The sequence below is a fragment of the Ancylobacter aquaticus genome (assembly GCF_004339465.1).
GTDB lineage: Bacteria > Pseudomonadota > Alphaproteobacteria > Rhizobiales > Xanthobacteraceae > Ancylobacter > Ancylobacter aquaticus.
Map to the genome: position 1 here is coordinate 1 of NZ_SMFY01000002.1, position 13,137 is coordinate 13,137.

Genomic DNA, 13,137 nt, shown 5'->3' on the forward strand with positions numbered 1-13,137 from the left:
GAGGAAGTCGAGATCGTCGGCATCCGTCCGACCATCAAGACGACGGTCACCGGCGTCGAGATGTTCCGCAAGCTGCTCGACCAGGGCCAGGCCGGAGACAATGTCGGCATTCTGGTTCGCGGCACGAAGCGCGAGGACGTTGAGCGCGGCCAGGTCGTGTGCAAGCCGGGTTCGGTGAAGCCGCACACGAAGTTCAAGGCCGAGGCGTACATCCTGACGAAGGAAGAGGGTGGCCGTCACACGCCGTTCTTCACCAATTACCGTCCGCAGTTCTACTTCCGGACGACGGACGTGACGGGCATCGTGACCCTGCCGGAAGGCACGGAAATGGTGATGCCGGGCGACAACATCACGGTTGACGTGGCGCTGATCGTTCCGATCGCGATGGAAGAAAAGCTGCGCTTCGCCATCCGCGAAGGCGGCCGTACCGTCGGCGCCGGCGTGGTCGCGTCCATCATCGAGTGACATCGACAATCCCGAGGGGCGCTGGAACGCCTGCGCCCCTTTTTCGTGGAGCTCGTTACTGAGCCCGACTGACGAGCCCTCTGGGAGCCTGAAGTCAATGAACGGCCAAAATATTCGGATCCGCCTCAAGGCGTTCGATCACCGCATCCTGGATGCCTCGACGCGCGAAATCGTCTCGACGGCCAAGCGTACGGGCGCCCAGGTTCGCGGGCCCATTCCGCTTCCGACGCGGATCGAGAAGTTCACGGTCAATCGTTCTCCCCACGTGGACAAGAAGTCCCGTGAGCAGTTCGAGATGCGGACGCATAAGCGTCTGCTGGACATAGTCGACCCGACCCCCCAGACCGTGGACGCGCTGATGAAGCTCGACCTGGCTGCCGGCGTCGACGTCGAAATTAAGCTCTGAGAGAAGGCGAAGGGACACGGCCATGCGGTCAGGCGTCATCGCCCAGAAGGTCGGCATGACCCGCATCTTTAACGATGCTGGGGAACATGTTCCGGTCACTGTGCTGAAAGTCGATAATTGCCAGGTGGTTGCCCACCGTACTGTCGAGAAGAACGGCTATTCCGCCGTTCAGCTCGGCGTCGGTCAGGCGAAGCCGCAGAACACCACTCGCGCTCTGCGCGGCCACTTCGCTGTCGCGAAGGTTGAGCCGAAGCGCAAGATGGCGGAATTCCGCGTCGAGGAAACCGACCTTATCCCGGTCGGTGCCGAACTGACCGTCGATCACTTCGTGGTCGGCCAGTTCGTCGACGTGACCGGCACGTCCATCGGCAAGGGTTTTGCCGGCGGCATGAAGCGCCACAATTTCGGTGGCCTGCGCGCCACCCACGGTGTTTCGGTCTCGCATCGTTCGATCGGTTCCACCGGCGGTCGTCAGGACCCCGGCAAGACCTTCAAGAACAAGAAGATGCCGGGCCATATGGGCCACGAGACGGTGACCACGCAGAACCTCAAGGTCGTGCTGACCGATGTCGAGCGCGGTCTGATCGCGGTCGAGGGTGCGGTTCCCGGCAACAAGGGCGGCTGGATCCTCGTGGCTGACGCCGTGAAGAAGAAGCTGCCGGAAGCGGCACCGAAGCCGGGCAAGTTCCGCCTTCCGGGTGCGGAAGCGGCCAGCGACGAGCCGGCGGCTGACGTGGCTCCCGCGACCGAGGCTGCGGCTGAGGAGAACGTGTGATGGAACTCGCCGTCAAGACTCTCGAAGGGGCCGAGGCCGGCTCCATCACCCTGTCGGACGAGATCTACGGTCTCGAGCCGCGCCAGGACATCCTGCACCGCTGCGTGGTGTGGCAGCTCTCGCGTCGCCAGGCCGGCACGCACCAGACGCTGTCGCGCGCGGACGTCAACCGCACCAAGCGGAAGATGTACAAGCAGAAGGGCACCGGCGGCGCTCGCCACGGTGCGGCTTCCGCTCCGCAGTTCCGCGGCGGCGCCAAGGCGTTCGGTCCGGTCTCCCGCAGCCATGCGAGCGAGCTGCCGAAGAAGGTGCGCGCGCTGGCCCTGCGGCACGCCCTGTCGTCCAAGGCCAAGGACCAGCAGATCTTCATCCTCGAGGATGCGGTGCTGTCCGAGCCGAAGACGAAGCTGCTGAAGGAGCGTCTGGCGGGTCTCGGCCTGTCGAGCGTGCTCGTCGTGTCCGGCGCCGAGGTTGATGCCAATTTCGGCCTCGCCTCGCGCAATGTCATCCATCTCGACGTGCTGCCCGTCCAGGGCATCAACGTCTACGACATCCTGCGCCGTCAGACCCTGGTTCTGACGAAGGCGGCTGTCGACGCTCTGGAGGCGCGCTTCAAATGAGTCTCGATCCGCGCCACTACGACGTGATCGTGTCCCCGGTGATCACCGAGAAGGCCACGATGGCGTCCGAGCACAACAAGGTCGTCTTCAAGGTTGCTCTGACGGCTACCAAGCCGCAGATCAAGGAAGCGGTCGAGAAGCTCTTCGACGTGAAGGTCGAGAGAGTCAACACGCTGGTCCGCAAGGGGAAGACGAAGTTCTTCAAGGGCCGCAAGGGCGTGCAGAACGACGTGAAGAAGGCGGTCGTGACCCTCGCCGAGGGGCACTCCATCGACATCACGACGGGTCTGTGAGCCGGAATTAAGGGACCAGAGACATGGCGCTCAAAACCTTCAAGCCGGTAACGCCGAGCCTTCGCCAGCTCGTCATCGTCGACCGCTCGTCCCTGTACAAGGGCAAGCCGGTCAAGACGCTGACGGAAGGCAAGTCTGAGGCGGGCGGCCGCAACAACACCGGGCGCATCACCGTGCGCTTCCGCGGCGGCGGCCACAAGCAGGCCTACCGCCTCGTCGACTTCAAGCGCGCCAAGCGCGACGTTGCGGCGACCGTGGAGCGTATCGAGTACGACCCGAACCGCACGGCGTTCATCGCCCTCATCAAGTATGAGGACGGCGAGCTGGGCTATATCCTGGCCCCGCAGCGCATTTCGATCGGTGACCAGGTCATCTCCTCGAAGAGCGTCGACGTGAAGCCCGGCAACGCGGCACCGCTCGGCAACCTGCCGGTCGGCACGATCGTGCACAATATCGAGATGAAGATCGGCAAGGGCGGACAGATCGCCCGCTCTGCCGGCTCCTACGCGCAGATCGTCGGCCGTGACCAGGGCTATGTTATCATCCGGCTCAATTCGGGTGAGCAGCGTCTTATTCACGGCGAGTGCATGGGTACGGTCGGCGCTGTGTCGAACCCGGACCACATGAACACCAATCTCGGCAAGGCCGGTCGCAAGCGCTGGCTCGGTCGTCGTCCGCACAATCGCGGCGTCACGATGAACCCGGTCGATCATCCGCATGGCGGCGGCGAAGGCCGCACCTCGGGTGGACGTCATCCGGTCACGCCCTGGGGTTTCCCCACCAAGGGCAAGAAGACCCGGAAGAACAAGTCGACCACCAAGTTCATCGTGTCCAGCCGGCACGCCCGCAAGAAGTGAGCGAGGGAAACTGAACTATGTCTCGATCGGTCTGGAAAGGTCCGTTCGTCGACGGCTACCTCCTCAAGAAGGCGGATGCCGCGCGCACGTCGGGTCGACACGACGTCATCAAGATTTGGAGCCGCCGTTCCACGATTCTCCCGCAGTTTGTGGGGATCACCTTCGGCGTCTATAACGGCAACAAGCATGTCCCGGTCTCGGTTTCCGAGGACATGGTTGGCCACAAGTTCGGCGAGTTCGCGCCTACCCGTACCTATTACGGGCATGCGGCGGACAAGAAAGCCAAGCGGAAGTAGAGGCAGGGTCATGGGAAAGGCAGCTCGTCCGCGCACGCTCGCGGATACGGAAGCCAAGGCGGTTGCGCGTAACCTTCGCGTCAGCCCCCAGAAGCTCAACCTCGTCGCCGGTCTTATCCGGGGCAAGAAGGTCGCGACCGCTCTGGCCGACCTTCAGTTCTCGCGCAAGCGGATCGCCGGCGACGTGAAGAAGTGCCTCGAATCGGCGATCGCCAATGCCGAGAACAACCATGAGCTGGACGTCGACGATCTGATCGTCGCCGAGGCTCATGTCGGCAAGGGTCTGGTCATGAAGCGCTTCGCGGCACGTGCCCGTGGTCGTGCGAGCCGGATCGAGAAGCCGTTCTCGCATATCACCATCGTGGTGCGTGAAGTCGAGGAGAAGGCCTGATGGGTCAGAAGGTCAACCCGGTCGGGCTGCGGCTCGGCATCAACCGCACCTGGGACTCGCGCTGGTTCGCGAGCAAGGGCGAGTACGGCCAGCTGCTTCACGAGGACATCAAGATCCGTGAAGTGCTGCAGAAGATGCTCAAGCAGGCCGCGGTCTCCAAGATCGTGATCGAGCGCCCGCACCGTAAGTGCCGGGTGACGATCCACTCCGCCCGTCCGGGTGTTGTGATCGGCAAGAAGGGTGCGGACATCGACAAGCTTCGCAAGAAGGTTGCCGAGATGACCAACTCGGAAGTGTTCATCAACATCGTCGAGATTCGGAAGCCGGAAATCGACGCGCGTTTGGTCGCCGAGTCGATTGCGCAGCAGCTTGAGCGGCGTGTGGCGTTCCGTCGCGCCATGAAGCGCGCGGTCCAGTCTGCGATGCGTTTGGGCGCGGAAGGCATTCGTATCAACTGCGCGGGCCGCCTCGGCGGCGCGGAAATCGCTCGCCTCGAATGGTATCGTGAAGGGCGCGTGCCGCTTCACACCTTGCGCGCGGACGTAGATTACGGTACGGCCACCGCCTTCACGACCTATGGCACCTGCGGTGTAAAGGTCTGGATCTTCAAGGGCGAGATCCTGGAGCACGATCCGATGGCGCAGGATAAGCGCCAGGCGGAAAGTGAATCTTCGGGTGGTCGCTCGTCGCGCCGCGACGCGGCGTGAACAGAGTGATGAAGGAATAAGAGGCGCGACATGCTGCAACCAAAGCGCACGAAGTTCCGCAAGCAGTTCAAAGGCCGTATCCACGGCGTTGCGAAAGGCGGAACTGACCTCAATTTCGGCCAGTTCGGGCTTAAGGCCCTGGAGCCGGAGCGCGTGACCGCGCGTCAGATCGAAGCTGCGCGTCGCGCGCTCACCCGTCACATGAAGCGTGCGGGCCGGGTGTGGATCCGCATTTTTCCTGACGTGCCGGTTTCGTCGAAGCCGACCGAAGTCCGCATGGGCAAGGGCAAGGGCGCACCCGATTTCTGGGCCGCCAAGATCAAGCCCGGCCGTATCATGTTCGAGATCGATGGCGTGAGCCAGGATATCGCCCGTGAAGCGCTTCGACTGGCGGCGGCGAAGCTGCCGATCAAGACGCGCTTCGTCGAGCGCATCGCTGAGTGACGGAGGAACAGATGACCAAGGCTTCCGACATTCGGACGAAGACCTCCGACGAGCTGCAGGACCAGCTGCTGGGCCTCAAGAAGGAGCAGTTCAACCTGCGCTTCCAGAGGGCAACCGGCCAGCTCGAAAACACGGCCCGGGTGCGCCAGGTGCGTCGCGACATCGCGCGGACCAAGACCATCCAGGCGCAGAAGGCCGCGTCTGCGGCCAAGGCTAAGTGAGGAGAGGGCGATGCCGAAGCGTATGCTGCAGGGCGTCGTGGTGAGCGACAAGCAGGACAAGACCGTCGTGGTCCGCGTCGAGCGCCGTTTCACCCATCCGCTGTTGAAGAAGACCGTCCGCCGTTCCAAGAAGTACCATGCCCATGATGAGGGCAACGCTTGGAAGGAAGGCGACACCGTCTGGATCGAGGAGCACCGCCCCTTGTCCAAGCTCAAGAACTGGATCGTTGTCCAGGGCGAGAAGCGGGCTGAAGTCTGAGCGCCCGGAAACGGGATTGAGGGGCGCGCGCCGGTGACGGCTGCGCGCGGTTTTTGCGAGAAATAGGTGCGTCATGATCCAGATGCAGACCAATCTCGACGTGGCGGACAATTCCGGTGCGCGTCGCGTCATGTGCATCAAGGTGCTTGGCGGTTCGAAGCGCAAGTATGCCCATGTCGGTGACATCATTGTGGTGTCGGTGAAAGAAGCTATCCCGCGCGGCCGCGTGAAAAAGGGCGACGTGATGAAGGCGGTTGTCGTTCGTACCGCCAAGGATATCCGTCGCGTCGATGGTTCTGTGATCCGCTTCGACCGCAATGCGGCCGTTCTGATCAACAACAACAAGGAGCCGGTCGGCACCCGTATCTTCGGGCCGGTTCCGCGCGAGCTTCGCGCAAAGAACCACATGAAGATCATCTCGCTGGCGCCGGAGGTGCTTTGATGGCCGCTAAGATCAAGAAGGGCGACAAGGTCGTCATTCTCACCGGCCGCGACAAGGGTCGCACGGGCGAGGTGTTTGAGGTGCTGCCGAAGGATGGCAAGGCGCGCGTGCGCGGCGTCAACCTCGTGAAGCGGCACCAGCGGCAGAGCGCGAACCAGGAAGGCGGGATCATCTCCAAGGAGGCCCCCCTCGACCTGTCGAACATCGCGCTCGCCGATCCTAGGGATGGCAAGCCGACTCGCGTCGGTTTCCTTGTGCAGGCGGACGGCACCAAGGTGCGCGTCGCCAAGCGCTCGGGGGAGAAGATCGATGGCTGAGACCAGCTACAGCCCGCGGATGAAGTCGCTCTATGAGGACGTCGTTCGCAATCAGATGATCGAGCAGTTCGGCTACAAGAACCCCATGGAAGTGCCGACGATCGACAAGATCGTCATCAACATGGGTGTTGGCGAGGCGACGGCCGACACGAAGAAGGTGACGACCGCTGCGGCGGATCTGGCGCTGATCGCCGGCCAGCGGCCGGTTGTCACCCGGGCCCGCAACGCGATCTCGAACTTCAAGCTGCGCGAGAACCAGCCGGTCGGCGCGAAGGTCACCCTTCGCAAGACCCGCATGTTCGAGTTCGTTGACCGGCTGGTGAATATCGCCCTGCCGCGCGTCCGCGATTTCCGCGGCCTGAACCCGAAGAGCTTTGACGGTCGCGGCAATTTCGCGCTCGGCATCAAGGAGCATATCGTGTTCCCCGAGATCAACTACGACAAGGTTGATCAGATGTGGGGCATGGACATCATCGTCTGCACGACGGCGAAGACGGACGACGAGGCGCGCGCGCTTCTGAAGGCCTTCAACTTCCCGTTCCGTCAGTAAGCATCCCCTTCCGGCTGTGGGGCGGGAGCCCCAAACGCGGAGACTAGGAGCAAGATCATATGGCCAAGAAAAGCTCGGTCGAGAAGAACGAACAGCGCCGGAAGCTCGTGAAGAGCTATGCCGGCCGCCGTTCGCGTCTCAAGGCCCTGGTGAGCAACAAGGAACTGCCGATCGAGGAGCGCTTCGCCGCGGTCCTCAAGCTGGCTGAGCTTCCCCGCAATTCGGCGAAGGTCCGCATTCGCAACCGGTGCGAGATCACCGGCCGTCCGCGTGCGTATTATCGTAAGATGAAGATGTCGCGTATCGCGCTCCGTGAGCTTGGCTCGCAGGGTCAGATCCCCGGCCTCGTCAAGTCGAGCTGGTGAGGAGGGCTGACCCATGTCTCAAGGCGATCCGATCAGCGACCTGATCACCCGCATCCGCAACGCGCAGATGCGCCGCAAGGAAAAGATCCTCACGCCGGGTTCGCGTCTTCGCGCCAGCGTGCTGGAAGTCCTGACGGCTGAAGGCTTCATCCGCGGCTATTCGGCTTCCGAGCCGGTCAATGGCCGCAGCGAGTTCGAGATCGAACTCAAGTACTATGACGGCGAGCCGGTGATCCGCGAAATCTCGCGTGTCTCCAAGCCGGGTCGGCGGGTGTATTCGTCCGTCAAGACCCTTCCCCGCGTCGCCAACGGTCTTGGCGTCGCTGTCGTCTCCACGCCGCAGGGCGTGATGGCGGACCACGAAGCCCGCGACAAGAACGTGGGCGGCGAGGTCCTCTTCACGGTCTTCTGATCGGGGAGGAGAGAGAGCACATGTCCAAGATCGGTAAAGCCCCCATCACCATTCCGGCCGGCGTCACCGCGTCGATCGATGGTCAGACTGTGACCGTAAAGGGCCCCAAGGGGTCGCTTGATGCCACCGTCGTCAACGAAATCGCGGTGAAGATGGAGGACGGGGCGCTCCTGTTCTCCCTCAACGGCGAGACCAACCGCCACAAGGCGATGTGGGGCCTGTCCCGCACGCTGGTGGCGAACCTGGTCGAAGGCGTCACCAAGGGCTTCGAGAAGAAGCTCGAAATCAGCGGCGTCGGTTATCGTGCCGCCGTGCAGGGCAAGAGTCTGAGCCTGGCGCTCGGCTTCAGCCACGATGTGAACTATGCGATCCCGGAAGGGATCCAGATCGTGACGCCCAAGCCGACCGAGATCGTCATCAGCGGTATCGACCGGCAGAAGGTCGGTCAGGTCGCTGCCGAGATTCGCGCCTATCGCGGTCCCGAGCCCTACAAGGGCAAGGGCGTGAAGTACGCGGGTGAGTTCATCTTCCGCAAGGAAGGCAAGAAGAAGTAACGGACCCGAATCATGGCACAGTACAAGGACGCTACCGAGCGCCGTAAGGCGCGTGTCCGTCGTGCTCTCCGCACGACGGCGAACGGGCGGCCGCGCCTCTCGGTGCATCGCTCGTCGAAGCACATCTATGCGCAGGTCATCGACGATGCGCGCGGCGTGACGCTTGCGTCCGCCTCGACGCTCGAAAAGACCCTGCGGGAAAGCCTGAAGACCGGCGCGGATGTCGCCGCGGCCCAGGCGATCGGCAAGCTCGTGGCGGAACGCGCCGTCGCAGCCGGTGTGAAGGACGTGGTCTTCGACCGCGGCGCCTTCATCTATCACGGCCGCGTCAAGGCGCTCGCCGAGTCCGCCCGCGAGGGCGGTCTCAACTTCTGAGATCACGAGCGGGATCACCCCGCAGAACGACGAGGATAAGATCATGGCTCGTGAACGTGAGCGTGAACGCGAGGATCGCGACAACACGTTCGTGGACAAGCTGGTCCACATCAACCGTGTCGCGAAGGTTGTGAAGGGTGGCCGTCGCTTCGGCTTCGCCGCCCTGGTGGTCGTCGGCGACCAGAAGGGCCGCGTCGGCTTCGGTCACGGCAAGGCCCGTGAAGTGCCTGAGGCCATTCGCAAGGCGACGGAAGCCGCCAAGCGCGCGCTGATCCGCGTGCCGCTACGCGAAGGTCGTACGCTGCATCATGACGTGCATGGCCATCACGGCGCCGGCAAGGTCATTCTGCGCGCGGCCCCGGCCGGTACCGGCATCATCGCCGGCGGCCCGATGCGCGCCGTCTTCGAGACGCTGGGCATGCAGGACGTGGTGGCGAAGTCGTTCGGCTCGTCCAACCCGTACAACATGGTCCGCGCCACCTTCGATGCGCTGAAGAACCAGGACAGCCCGCGTCTTGTCGCGGCGCGTCGCAGCCTCAAGGTCTCGCAGCTTCAGTCGCGCCGTCGCATCGACGACGCCGAAGCGACCGACTGACGCCTGAGAGGTAGGGAAGCTAATCATGGCGAACAGCACCAATACGGTTACGGTCGAGCAGACCGGCAGCCCGATCCGCCGCCCCGAGGCTCAGCGGGCGACGCTGATCGGTCTCGGCCTCAACAAGCTTGGGCGTCGCTCGACGCTCGAAGATACCCCGGCCGTGCGTGGCATGATCTACAAGGTCCGCCACCTCGTCCGCGTCGTCGAAGCCTGACGGCGCAGAAGGAGACTGGCGATGAGCAGCCTTAACGAGATCAAGGACAATTCCGGCGCGCGCAAGAAGCGCATGCGCGTCGGCCGCGGCATCGGCTCGGGCAAGGGCAAGACCGGCGGACGTGGCGTGAAGGGTCAGACCTCGCGCACCGGCGTCGCGATCAAGGGCTTCGAGGGCGGCCAGATGCCGATCCATCGTCGTCTGCCCAAGCGCGGCTTCACCAACATCTTCGCGCTGGACTGGAACGAGGTTTCCCTCGGCCGTATCCAGACCGCGATCGATGCCGGCAAGCTGGACGCAAGCGCGGTCGTCACCCAGGCGACGCTGGTCGAGGCGGGCGTTCTTCGCCGCGTCAAGGACGGTGTGCGCGTGCTCGGTTCCGGCGAACTGACCGCCAAGGTCACGTTCGAGGTCGCCCACGCGACCAAGTCGGCGGTCGAGGCGATCGAGAAGGCCGGCGGCAAGTTGACGCTGCTGGCGTCCAAGGCCGACGCTGGCGAAACGGCGGCCTGACACTTAAGTCAGGCCTAACCGAACTTACAGGGCACAGACGAGGAGCGGAGCCACCATGGCCTCGGCAGCAGAACAGCTCGCGGCAAACCTCAACTTCGGTGCTCTGGCAAAAGCCGACGAACTGAAGAAGCGCATCTGGTTCACCCTGGGTGCGCTTCTCGTTTATCGGCTGGGCACCTATATCCCGATGCCGGGCATCAATCCCGACGCGCTCGCCGATGTGTTCAGCACGGCGCAGCAGGGCATCATCGGGCTCTTCAACATGTTCTCGGGCGGCGCCGTGTCGCGCATGGCGATCTTCGCCCTGAACATCATGCCCTACATCTCGGCCTCCATCATCATTCAGCTGCTGACCACCGTCTCCCCGACGCTGGAAGCACTGAAGAAGGAAGGCGAGTCGGGCCGCAAGCAGATCAACCAGTACACCCGCTACCTCACCGTGGTGCTCGCCGTGTTCCAGTCCTATGGCATTGCCGTGGGCCTTGAAGGGTCGGGTGCCGTCGTGGCCGATCCGGGCTGGTTCTTCCGCATCTCCACGGTGATCACGCTTACCGGTGGCACCATGTTCCTGATGTGGCTTGGCGAGCAGATCACCTCGCGCGGCATCGGCAACGGGATCTCGCTGATCATCTTCGCCGGCATCGTGGCGGAGCTTCCCTCGGCAATCGCCAACACGCTTGAACTCGGACGCCAGGGCGCGCTGTCCACCGGCATCATCCTCGCGGTGATCCTGATGGCCATCGGCATCATCATGTTCATCGTGTTCATGGAGCGTGCGCAGCGCCGTCTGCTCATCCAGTATCCCAAGCGCCAGGTCGGCAACAAAGTGTATGAGGGCCAGTCCTCGCACCTGCCGCTGAAGCTGAACACCTCGGGCGTCATCCCGCCGATCTTCGCCTCTTCGCTGCTGCTCATCCCCACCACGGTGGCGAGCTTCATGCAGAGCTCGGGCCCGGGCTGGCTGACGACGGTGACGACGCTGATCGGCCACGGACAGCCGCTGTTCATGCTGCTCTATGTGCTGCTGATCGTTTTCTTCTGCTTCTTCTACACCGCCATCGTGTTCAATCCGACGGAGACGGCGGACAACCTGAAGAAGCATGGCGGCTTCGTGCCGGGCATCCGCCCGGGCGAGCGGACGGCCGAGTATATCGACTATGTGCTGACTCGCGTCACGGTCATCGGTGCGGCTTACCTAGCGGTCGTGTGCCTTTTCCCGGAGATTCTCATCTCCTACGCTGCGGTCCCGTTCTACTTCGGCGGCACCTCGTTGCTGATCGTGGTGAGCGTGACCATGGATACGGTGGCCCAGGTTCAGGGTCATCTGCTGGCGCACCAATATGAGGGGCTGGTCAAGAAGGCCAAGCTCAAGGGGAAGCGCCGATGAGGCTTATACTGCTCGGACCTCCGGGGGCGGGGAAGGGCACGCAGGCGCAGCGTCTGGTCGCGCGCCACGGCATCGTGCAACTGTCGACCGGCGACATGCTGCGCGAGGCCGTCCGCAACGAGACACCCATCGGCCTCAAGGCCAAGGCGGTGATGGATGCCGGCAACCTCGTCTCGGACGAGATCGTGATCGGCATCATCTCCGACCGCATCGACCAGCCGGACTGCACCAAGGGCTTTATCCTCGACGGGTTCCCGCGCACCGTGGCCCAGGCCGAGGCGCTGGATCGCATCCTGTCGGAAAAGGGCCTCAAGCTCGACGCGGTGATCGAGTTGAAGGTCGATCAGGACAAGCTGGTCGGCCGCATTATCCAGCGCGCCAAGGAAACCGCCGCGCGCGGCGAGCCGGTGCGCAAGGATGACGACCCGGAGGTTTTCAAGACCCGGCTCGATGCCTTCAATCGGGATACCGCCGTGGTCGCGCCCTATTATGCGGAGCGCGGCATGCTGGCGACGATCGACGGGATGAAACCTATCGACGAGGTGACGAAAGCCATAGCGGACGTCCTCGAACTGGCCTGAAAGTTCGTCGCGGCTTGACATGTGGGCGGAATCGCTCTATGTGCCGCGCTTCACTCAAGCGGGTGCTGCCAATCGACATCAATTCGCTGATGTCGGGCGGTCTCGTGCGTAACTCCGCAAGGGCCGGCCTCCACCGGCGCGGGGCATTTTCATCACCGGCTCGTCCGGTTCACATGGAGAGAGCGACGTGGCTCGTATTGCAGGCGTTAACATCCCGACCAACAAGCGCGTCATCATTGCGCTTCAGTACATTCACGGCATCGGCGCCAAGAATGCGGCCGAGATCGTGGAGAAGGTCGGCATTCCGGTCGAGCGCCGGGTCAACCAGCTCACCGATCAGGAAGTGCTGCAGATCCGCGAGACGATCGACCGCGATTTCCTGGTCGAAGGCGACCTGCGCCGCGAAGTCTCGATGAACATCAAGCGCCTGATGGACCTCGGCTGCTATCGCGGCCTGCGTCATCGTCGCGGTCTGCCGGTGCGCGGTCAGCGTACCCACACCAATGCCCGCACCCGCAAGGGTCCGGCCAAGGCGATCGCCGGCAAGAAGAAGTGAGGAGGGCAGGCTGAGGCCTGCTTTCAGCGCCGGCGCCTCGTGCGGCCGGCGCGTTCGTTACGATTACTGTCCCGAGCGCCTGGAATGACGGGCGCGTCCGAAGGATCCATGGTCTATGGCTAAAGAAGCTGCCCGCATCAAGCGTCGTGAGCGCAAGAATATCGCCTCCGGCGTTGCGCATGTGAATGCGTCGTTCAACAACACCATGATCACCATCACCGATGCGCAGGGCAACACCATTGCCTGGTCGTCGGCGGGTGCCATGGGCTTCAAGGGTTCGCGCAAGTCCACGCCGTATGCGGCGCAGGTTGCCGCCGAGGATTGCGCCCGTAAGGCTGCCGATCACGGCATGCGGACCATCGAGGTCGAGGTCTCCGGCCCCGGTTCGGGCCGTGAATCGGCGCTTCGTGCCTTCCAGGCGGCGGGCTTCACCGTGACGTCGATCCGCGACGTGACGCCGATCCCGCACAATGGCTGCCGTCCGCGCAAGCGTCGGCGCGTCTGACGCCTAATCATCCAGCGGCGCTTCGGGCGCCGCA

At 63.5% G+C, this 13,137-nt stretch carries 26 protein-coding genes; all 26 read left to right on the forward strand.

The features are described 5' to 3' along the window. The coding region (locus EV667_RS09315; RefSeq protein WP_245516090.1) for an EF-Tu C-terminal domain-related protein at positions 1 to 465 on the forward strand (465 nt) is incomplete at its 5' end. Between the two features lie 97 nt (positions 466 to 562). Next, positions 563 to 871 carry a 30S ribosomal protein S10 gene (rpsJ, locus tag EV667_RS09320; protein ID WP_013166261.1) on the forward strand — a complete coding sequence of 103 codons (309 nt, stop codon included), beginning with the start codon at positions 563 to 565 and terminating at the stop codon, positions 869 to 871. Positions 872 to 893: 22 nt separating this feature from the next. After that, complete coding sequence (gene rplC, locus EV667_RS09325) at positions 894 to 1,646, forward strand: 50S ribosomal protein L3 (RefSeq protein ID WP_131835100.1); 753 nt, start codon at positions 894 to 896, stop codon at positions 1,644 to 1,646. Further along, complete coding sequence (gene rplD, locus EV667_RS09330) at positions 1,646 to 2,266, forward strand: 50S ribosomal protein L4 (protein WP_131835101.1); 621 nt, start codon at positions 1,646 to 1,648, stop codon at positions 2,264 to 2,266. Before rplC ends, rplD begins: the two co-directional genes overlap by 1 nt. Next, positions 2,263 to 2,559: a 50S ribosomal protein L23 gene (locus tag EV667_RS09335; RefSeq protein ID WP_131835102.1), complete on the forward strand. Its 297-nt coding sequence runs from the start codon at positions 2,263 to 2,265 to the stop codon at positions 2,557 to 2,559. The genes rplD and EV667_RS09335 overlap by 4 nt, the downstream gene beginning before the upstream one ends. A 23-nt stretch (positions 2,560 to 2,582) precedes the next feature. Beyond that, a complete protein-coding gene (gene rplB, locus EV667_RS09340) occupies positions 2,583 to 3,416 on the forward strand; it encodes a 50S ribosomal protein L2 (protein WP_131835103.1) in 834 nt (277 codons plus the stop codon). 17 nt (positions 3,417 to 3,433) lie between these two features. Next, positions 3,434 to 3,712, forward strand: a complete 279-nt coding sequence (rpsS, locus tag EV667_RS09345) for a 30S ribosomal protein S19 (RefSeq protein ID WP_131835104.1) — start codon at positions 3,434 to 3,436, stop codon at positions 3,710 to 3,712. A gap of 10 nt (positions 3,713 to 3,722) precedes the next feature. Further along, a complete protein-coding gene (gene rplV / locus EV667_RS09350; RefSeq protein ID WP_018390605.1) occupies positions 3,723 to 4,103 on the forward strand; it encodes a 50S ribosomal protein L22 in 381 nt (126 codons plus the stop codon). Further along, positions 4,103 to 4,810: a 30S ribosomal protein S3 gene (rpsC, locus tag EV667_RS09355; RefSeq protein WP_018390606.1), complete on the forward strand. Its 708-nt coding sequence runs from the start codon at positions 4,103 to 4,105 to the stop codon at positions 4,808 to 4,810. The genes rplV and rpsC overlap by 1 nt, the downstream gene beginning before the upstream one ends. Positions 4,811 to 4,840: 30 nt before the next feature. Then, positions 4,841 to 5,254: a 50S ribosomal protein L16 gene (gene rplP / locus EV667_RS09360; protein WP_091444501.1), complete on the forward strand. Its 414-nt coding sequence runs from the start codon at positions 4,841 to 4,843 to the stop codon at positions 5,252 to 5,254. Between the two features lie 11 nt (positions 5,255 to 5,265). After that, positions 5,266 to 5,475 carry a 50S ribosomal protein L29 gene (gene rpmC, locus EV667_RS09365; RefSeq protein WP_131835105.1) on the forward strand — a complete coding sequence of 70 codons (210 nt, stop codon included), beginning with the start codon at positions 5,266 to 5,268 and terminating at the stop codon, positions 5,473 to 5,475. Between the two features lie 10 nt (positions 5,476 to 5,485). Continuing rightward, the gene (gene rpsQ / locus EV667_RS09370) at positions 5,486 to 5,734 is read left to right on the forward strand and encodes a 30S ribosomal protein S17 (RefSeq protein ID WP_018390609.1); all 249 of its coding nucleotides are present in this window, start codon (positions 5,486 to 5,488) and stop codon (positions 5,732 to 5,734) included. 73 nt (positions 5,735 to 5,807) lie between these two features. After that, on the forward strand, positions 5,808 to 6,176 hold the full coding sequence (gene rplN / locus EV667_RS09375) for a 50S ribosomal protein L14 (RefSeq protein WP_018390610.1): 369 nt from the start codon (positions 5,808 to 5,810) through the stop codon (positions 6,174 to 6,176). Further along, on the forward strand, positions 6,176 to 6,493 hold the full coding sequence (gene rplX / locus EV667_RS09380; protein WP_131835106.1) for a 50S ribosomal protein L24: 318 nt from the start codon (positions 6,176 to 6,178) through the stop codon (positions 6,491 to 6,493). The genes rplN and rplX overlap by 1 nt, the downstream gene beginning before the upstream one ends. Next, positions 6,486 to 7,043 (forward strand): 50S ribosomal protein L5, encoded by a 558-nt coding sequence (rplE, locus tag EV667_RS09385; RefSeq protein ID WP_131835107.1) that lies wholly within the window; start codon positions 6,486 to 6,488, stop codon positions 7,041 to 7,043. Before rplX ends, rplE begins: the two co-directional genes overlap by 8 nt. Positions 7,044 to 7,102: 59 nt before the next feature. Next, complete coding sequence (gene rpsN / locus EV667_RS09390; protein ID WP_131835108.1) at positions 7,103 to 7,408, forward strand: 30S ribosomal protein S14; 306 nt, start codon at positions 7,103 to 7,105, stop codon at positions 7,406 to 7,408. A 13-nt stretch (positions 7,409 to 7,421) separates the two neighbouring features. Next, entirely contained in the window at positions 7,422 to 7,820 is a 399-nt protein-coding gene (gene rpsH, locus EV667_RS09395) for a 30S ribosomal protein S8 (RefSeq protein WP_131835109.1), read from the forward strand. 20 nt (positions 7,821 to 7,840) lie between these two features. After that, positions 7,841 to 8,374: a 50S ribosomal protein L6 gene (gene rplF / locus EV667_RS09400; RefSeq protein WP_131835110.1), complete on the forward strand. Its 534-nt coding sequence runs from the start codon at positions 7,841 to 7,843 to the stop codon at positions 8,372 to 8,374. Between the two features lie 12 nt (positions 8,375 to 8,386). Continuing rightward, complete coding sequence (gene rplR, locus EV667_RS09405; RefSeq protein ID WP_131835111.1) at positions 8,387 to 8,749, forward strand: 50S ribosomal protein L18; 363 nt, start codon at positions 8,387 to 8,389, stop codon at positions 8,747 to 8,749. A gap of 43 nt (positions 8,750 to 8,792) precedes the next feature. Beyond that, positions 8,793 to 9,344 carry a 30S ribosomal protein S5 gene (rpsE, locus tag EV667_RS09410; protein ID WP_018390617.1) on the forward strand — a complete coding sequence of 184 codons (552 nt, stop codon included), beginning with the start codon at positions 8,793 to 8,795 and terminating at the stop codon, positions 9,342 to 9,344. A 25-nt stretch (positions 9,345 to 9,369) separates the two neighbouring features. Continuing rightward, positions 9,370 to 9,561, forward strand: a complete 192-nt coding sequence (gene rpmD, locus EV667_RS09415; protein ID WP_018390618.1) for a 50S ribosomal protein L30 — start codon at positions 9,370 to 9,372, stop codon at positions 9,559 to 9,561. A 21-nt stretch (positions 9,562 to 9,582) separates the two neighbouring features. Next, on the forward strand, positions 9,583 to 10,074 hold the full coding sequence (gene rplO, locus EV667_RS09420; protein ID WP_131835112.1) for a 50S ribosomal protein L15: 492 nt from the start codon (positions 9,583 to 9,585) through the stop codon (positions 10,072 to 10,074). A 55-nt stretch (positions 10,075 to 10,129) separates the two neighbouring features. Further along, the gene (secY, locus tag EV667_RS09425; protein ID WP_131835113.1) at positions 10,130 to 11,461 is read left to right on the forward strand and encodes a preprotein translocase subunit SecY; all 1,332 of its coding nucleotides are present in this window, start codon (positions 10,130 to 10,132) and stop codon (positions 11,459 to 11,461) included. Next, entirely contained in the window at positions 11,458 to 12,042 is a 585-nt protein-coding gene (locus EV667_RS09430) for an adenylate kinase (RefSeq protein ID WP_131835114.1), read from the forward strand. Before secY ends, EV667_RS09430 begins: the two co-directional genes overlap by 4 nt. A gap of 187 nt (positions 12,043 to 12,229) precedes the next feature. After that, positions 12,230 to 12,598 (forward strand): 30S ribosomal protein S13, encoded by a 369-nt coding sequence (gene rpsM, locus EV667_RS09435; protein WP_131835115.1) that lies wholly within the window; start codon positions 12,230 to 12,232, stop codon positions 12,596 to 12,598. Between the two features lie 115 nt (positions 12,599 to 12,713). Further along, positions 12,714 to 13,103 carry a 30S ribosomal protein S11 gene (gene rpsK, locus EV667_RS09440; RefSeq protein ID WP_018390623.1) on the forward strand — a complete coding sequence of 130 codons (390 nt, stop codon included), beginning with the start codon at positions 12,714 to 12,716 and terminating at the stop codon, positions 13,101 to 13,103. Positions 13,104 to 13,137 lie beyond the last annotated feature (34 nt).

Bases quoted from the DNA above. Each gene is read 5' to 3' on its own strand.
- rpsJ (WP_013166261.1), top strand. From the start codon at position 563: ATGAACGGCCAAAATATTCGGATCCGCCTCAAGGCGTTCGATCACCGC.
- rplC (WP_131835100.1), top strand. From the start codon at position 894: ATGCGGTCAGGCGTCATCGCCCAGAAGGTCGGCATGACCCGCATCTTT.
- rplD (WP_131835101.1), top strand. From the start codon at position 1,646: ATGGAACTCGCCGTCAAGACTCTCGAAGGGGCCGAGGCCGGCTCCATC.
- EV667_RS09335 (WP_131835102.1), top strand. From the start codon at position 2,263: ATGAGTCTCGATCCGCGCCACTACGACGTGATCGTGTCCCCGGTGATC.
- rplB (WP_131835103.1), top strand. From the start codon at position 2,583: ATGGCGCTCAAAACCTTCAAGCCGGTAACGCCGAGCCTTCGCCAGCTC.
- rpsS (WP_131835104.1), top strand. From the start codon at position 3,434: ATGTCTCGATCGGTCTGGAAAGGTCCGTTCGTCGACGGCTACCTCCTC.
- rplV (WP_018390605.1), top strand. From the start codon at position 3,723: ATGGGAAAGGCAGCTCGTCCGCGCACGCTCGCGGATACGGAAGCCAAG.
- rpsC (WP_018390606.1), top strand. From the start codon at position 4,103: ATGGGTCAGAAGGTCAACCCGGTCGGGCTGCGGCTCGGCATCAACCGC.
- rplP (WP_091444501.1), top strand. From the start codon at position 4,841: ATGCTGCAACCAAAGCGCACGAAGTTCCGCAAGCAGTTCAAAGGCCGT.
- rpmC (WP_131835105.1), top strand. From the start codon at position 5,266: ATGACCAAGGCTTCCGACATTCGGACGAAGACCTCCGACGAGCTGCAG.
- rpsQ (WP_018390609.1), top strand. From the start codon at position 5,486: ATGCCGAAGCGTATGCTGCAGGGCGTCGTGGTGAGCGACAAGCAGGAC.
- rplN (WP_018390610.1), top strand. From the start codon at position 5,808: ATGATCCAGATGCAGACCAATCTCGACGTGGCGGACAATTCCGGTGCG.
- rplX (WP_131835106.1), top strand. From the start codon at position 6,176: ATGGCCGCTAAGATCAAGAAGGGCGACAAGGTCGTCATTCTCACCGGC.
- rplE (WP_131835107.1), top strand. From the start codon at position 6,486: ATGGCTGAGACCAGCTACAGCCCGCGGATGAAGTCGCTCTATGAGGAC.
- rpsN (WP_131835108.1), top strand. From the start codon at position 7,103: ATGGCCAAGAAAAGCTCGGTCGAGAAGAACGAACAGCGCCGGAAGCTC.
- rpsH (WP_131835109.1), top strand. From the start codon at position 7,422: ATGTCTCAAGGCGATCCGATCAGCGACCTGATCACCCGCATCCGCAAC.
- rplF (WP_131835110.1), top strand. From the start codon at position 7,841: ATGTCCAAGATCGGTAAAGCCCCCATCACCATTCCGGCCGGCGTCACC.
- rplR (WP_131835111.1), top strand. From the start codon at position 8,387: ATGGCACAGTACAAGGACGCTACCGAGCGCCGTAAGGCGCGTGTCCGT.
- rpsE (WP_018390617.1), top strand. From the start codon at position 8,793: ATGGCTCGTGAACGTGAGCGTGAACGCGAGGATCGCGACAACACGTTC.
- rpmD (WP_018390618.1), top strand. From the start codon at position 9,370: ATGGCGAACAGCACCAATACGGTTACGGTCGAGCAGACCGGCAGCCCG.
- rplO (WP_131835112.1), top strand. From the start codon at position 9,583: ATGAGCAGCCTTAACGAGATCAAGGACAATTCCGGCGCGCGCAAGAAG.
- secY (WP_131835113.1), top strand. From the start codon at position 10,130: ATGGCCTCGGCAGCAGAACAGCTCGCGGCAAACCTCAACTTCGGTGCT.
- EV667_RS09430 (WP_131835114.1), top strand. From the start codon at position 11,458: ATGAGGCTTATACTGCTCGGACCTCCGGGGGCGGGGAAGGGCACGCAG.
- rpsK (WP_018390623.1), top strand. From the start codon at position 12,714: ATGGCTAAAGAAGCTGCCCGCATCAAGCGTCGTGAGCGCAAGAATATC.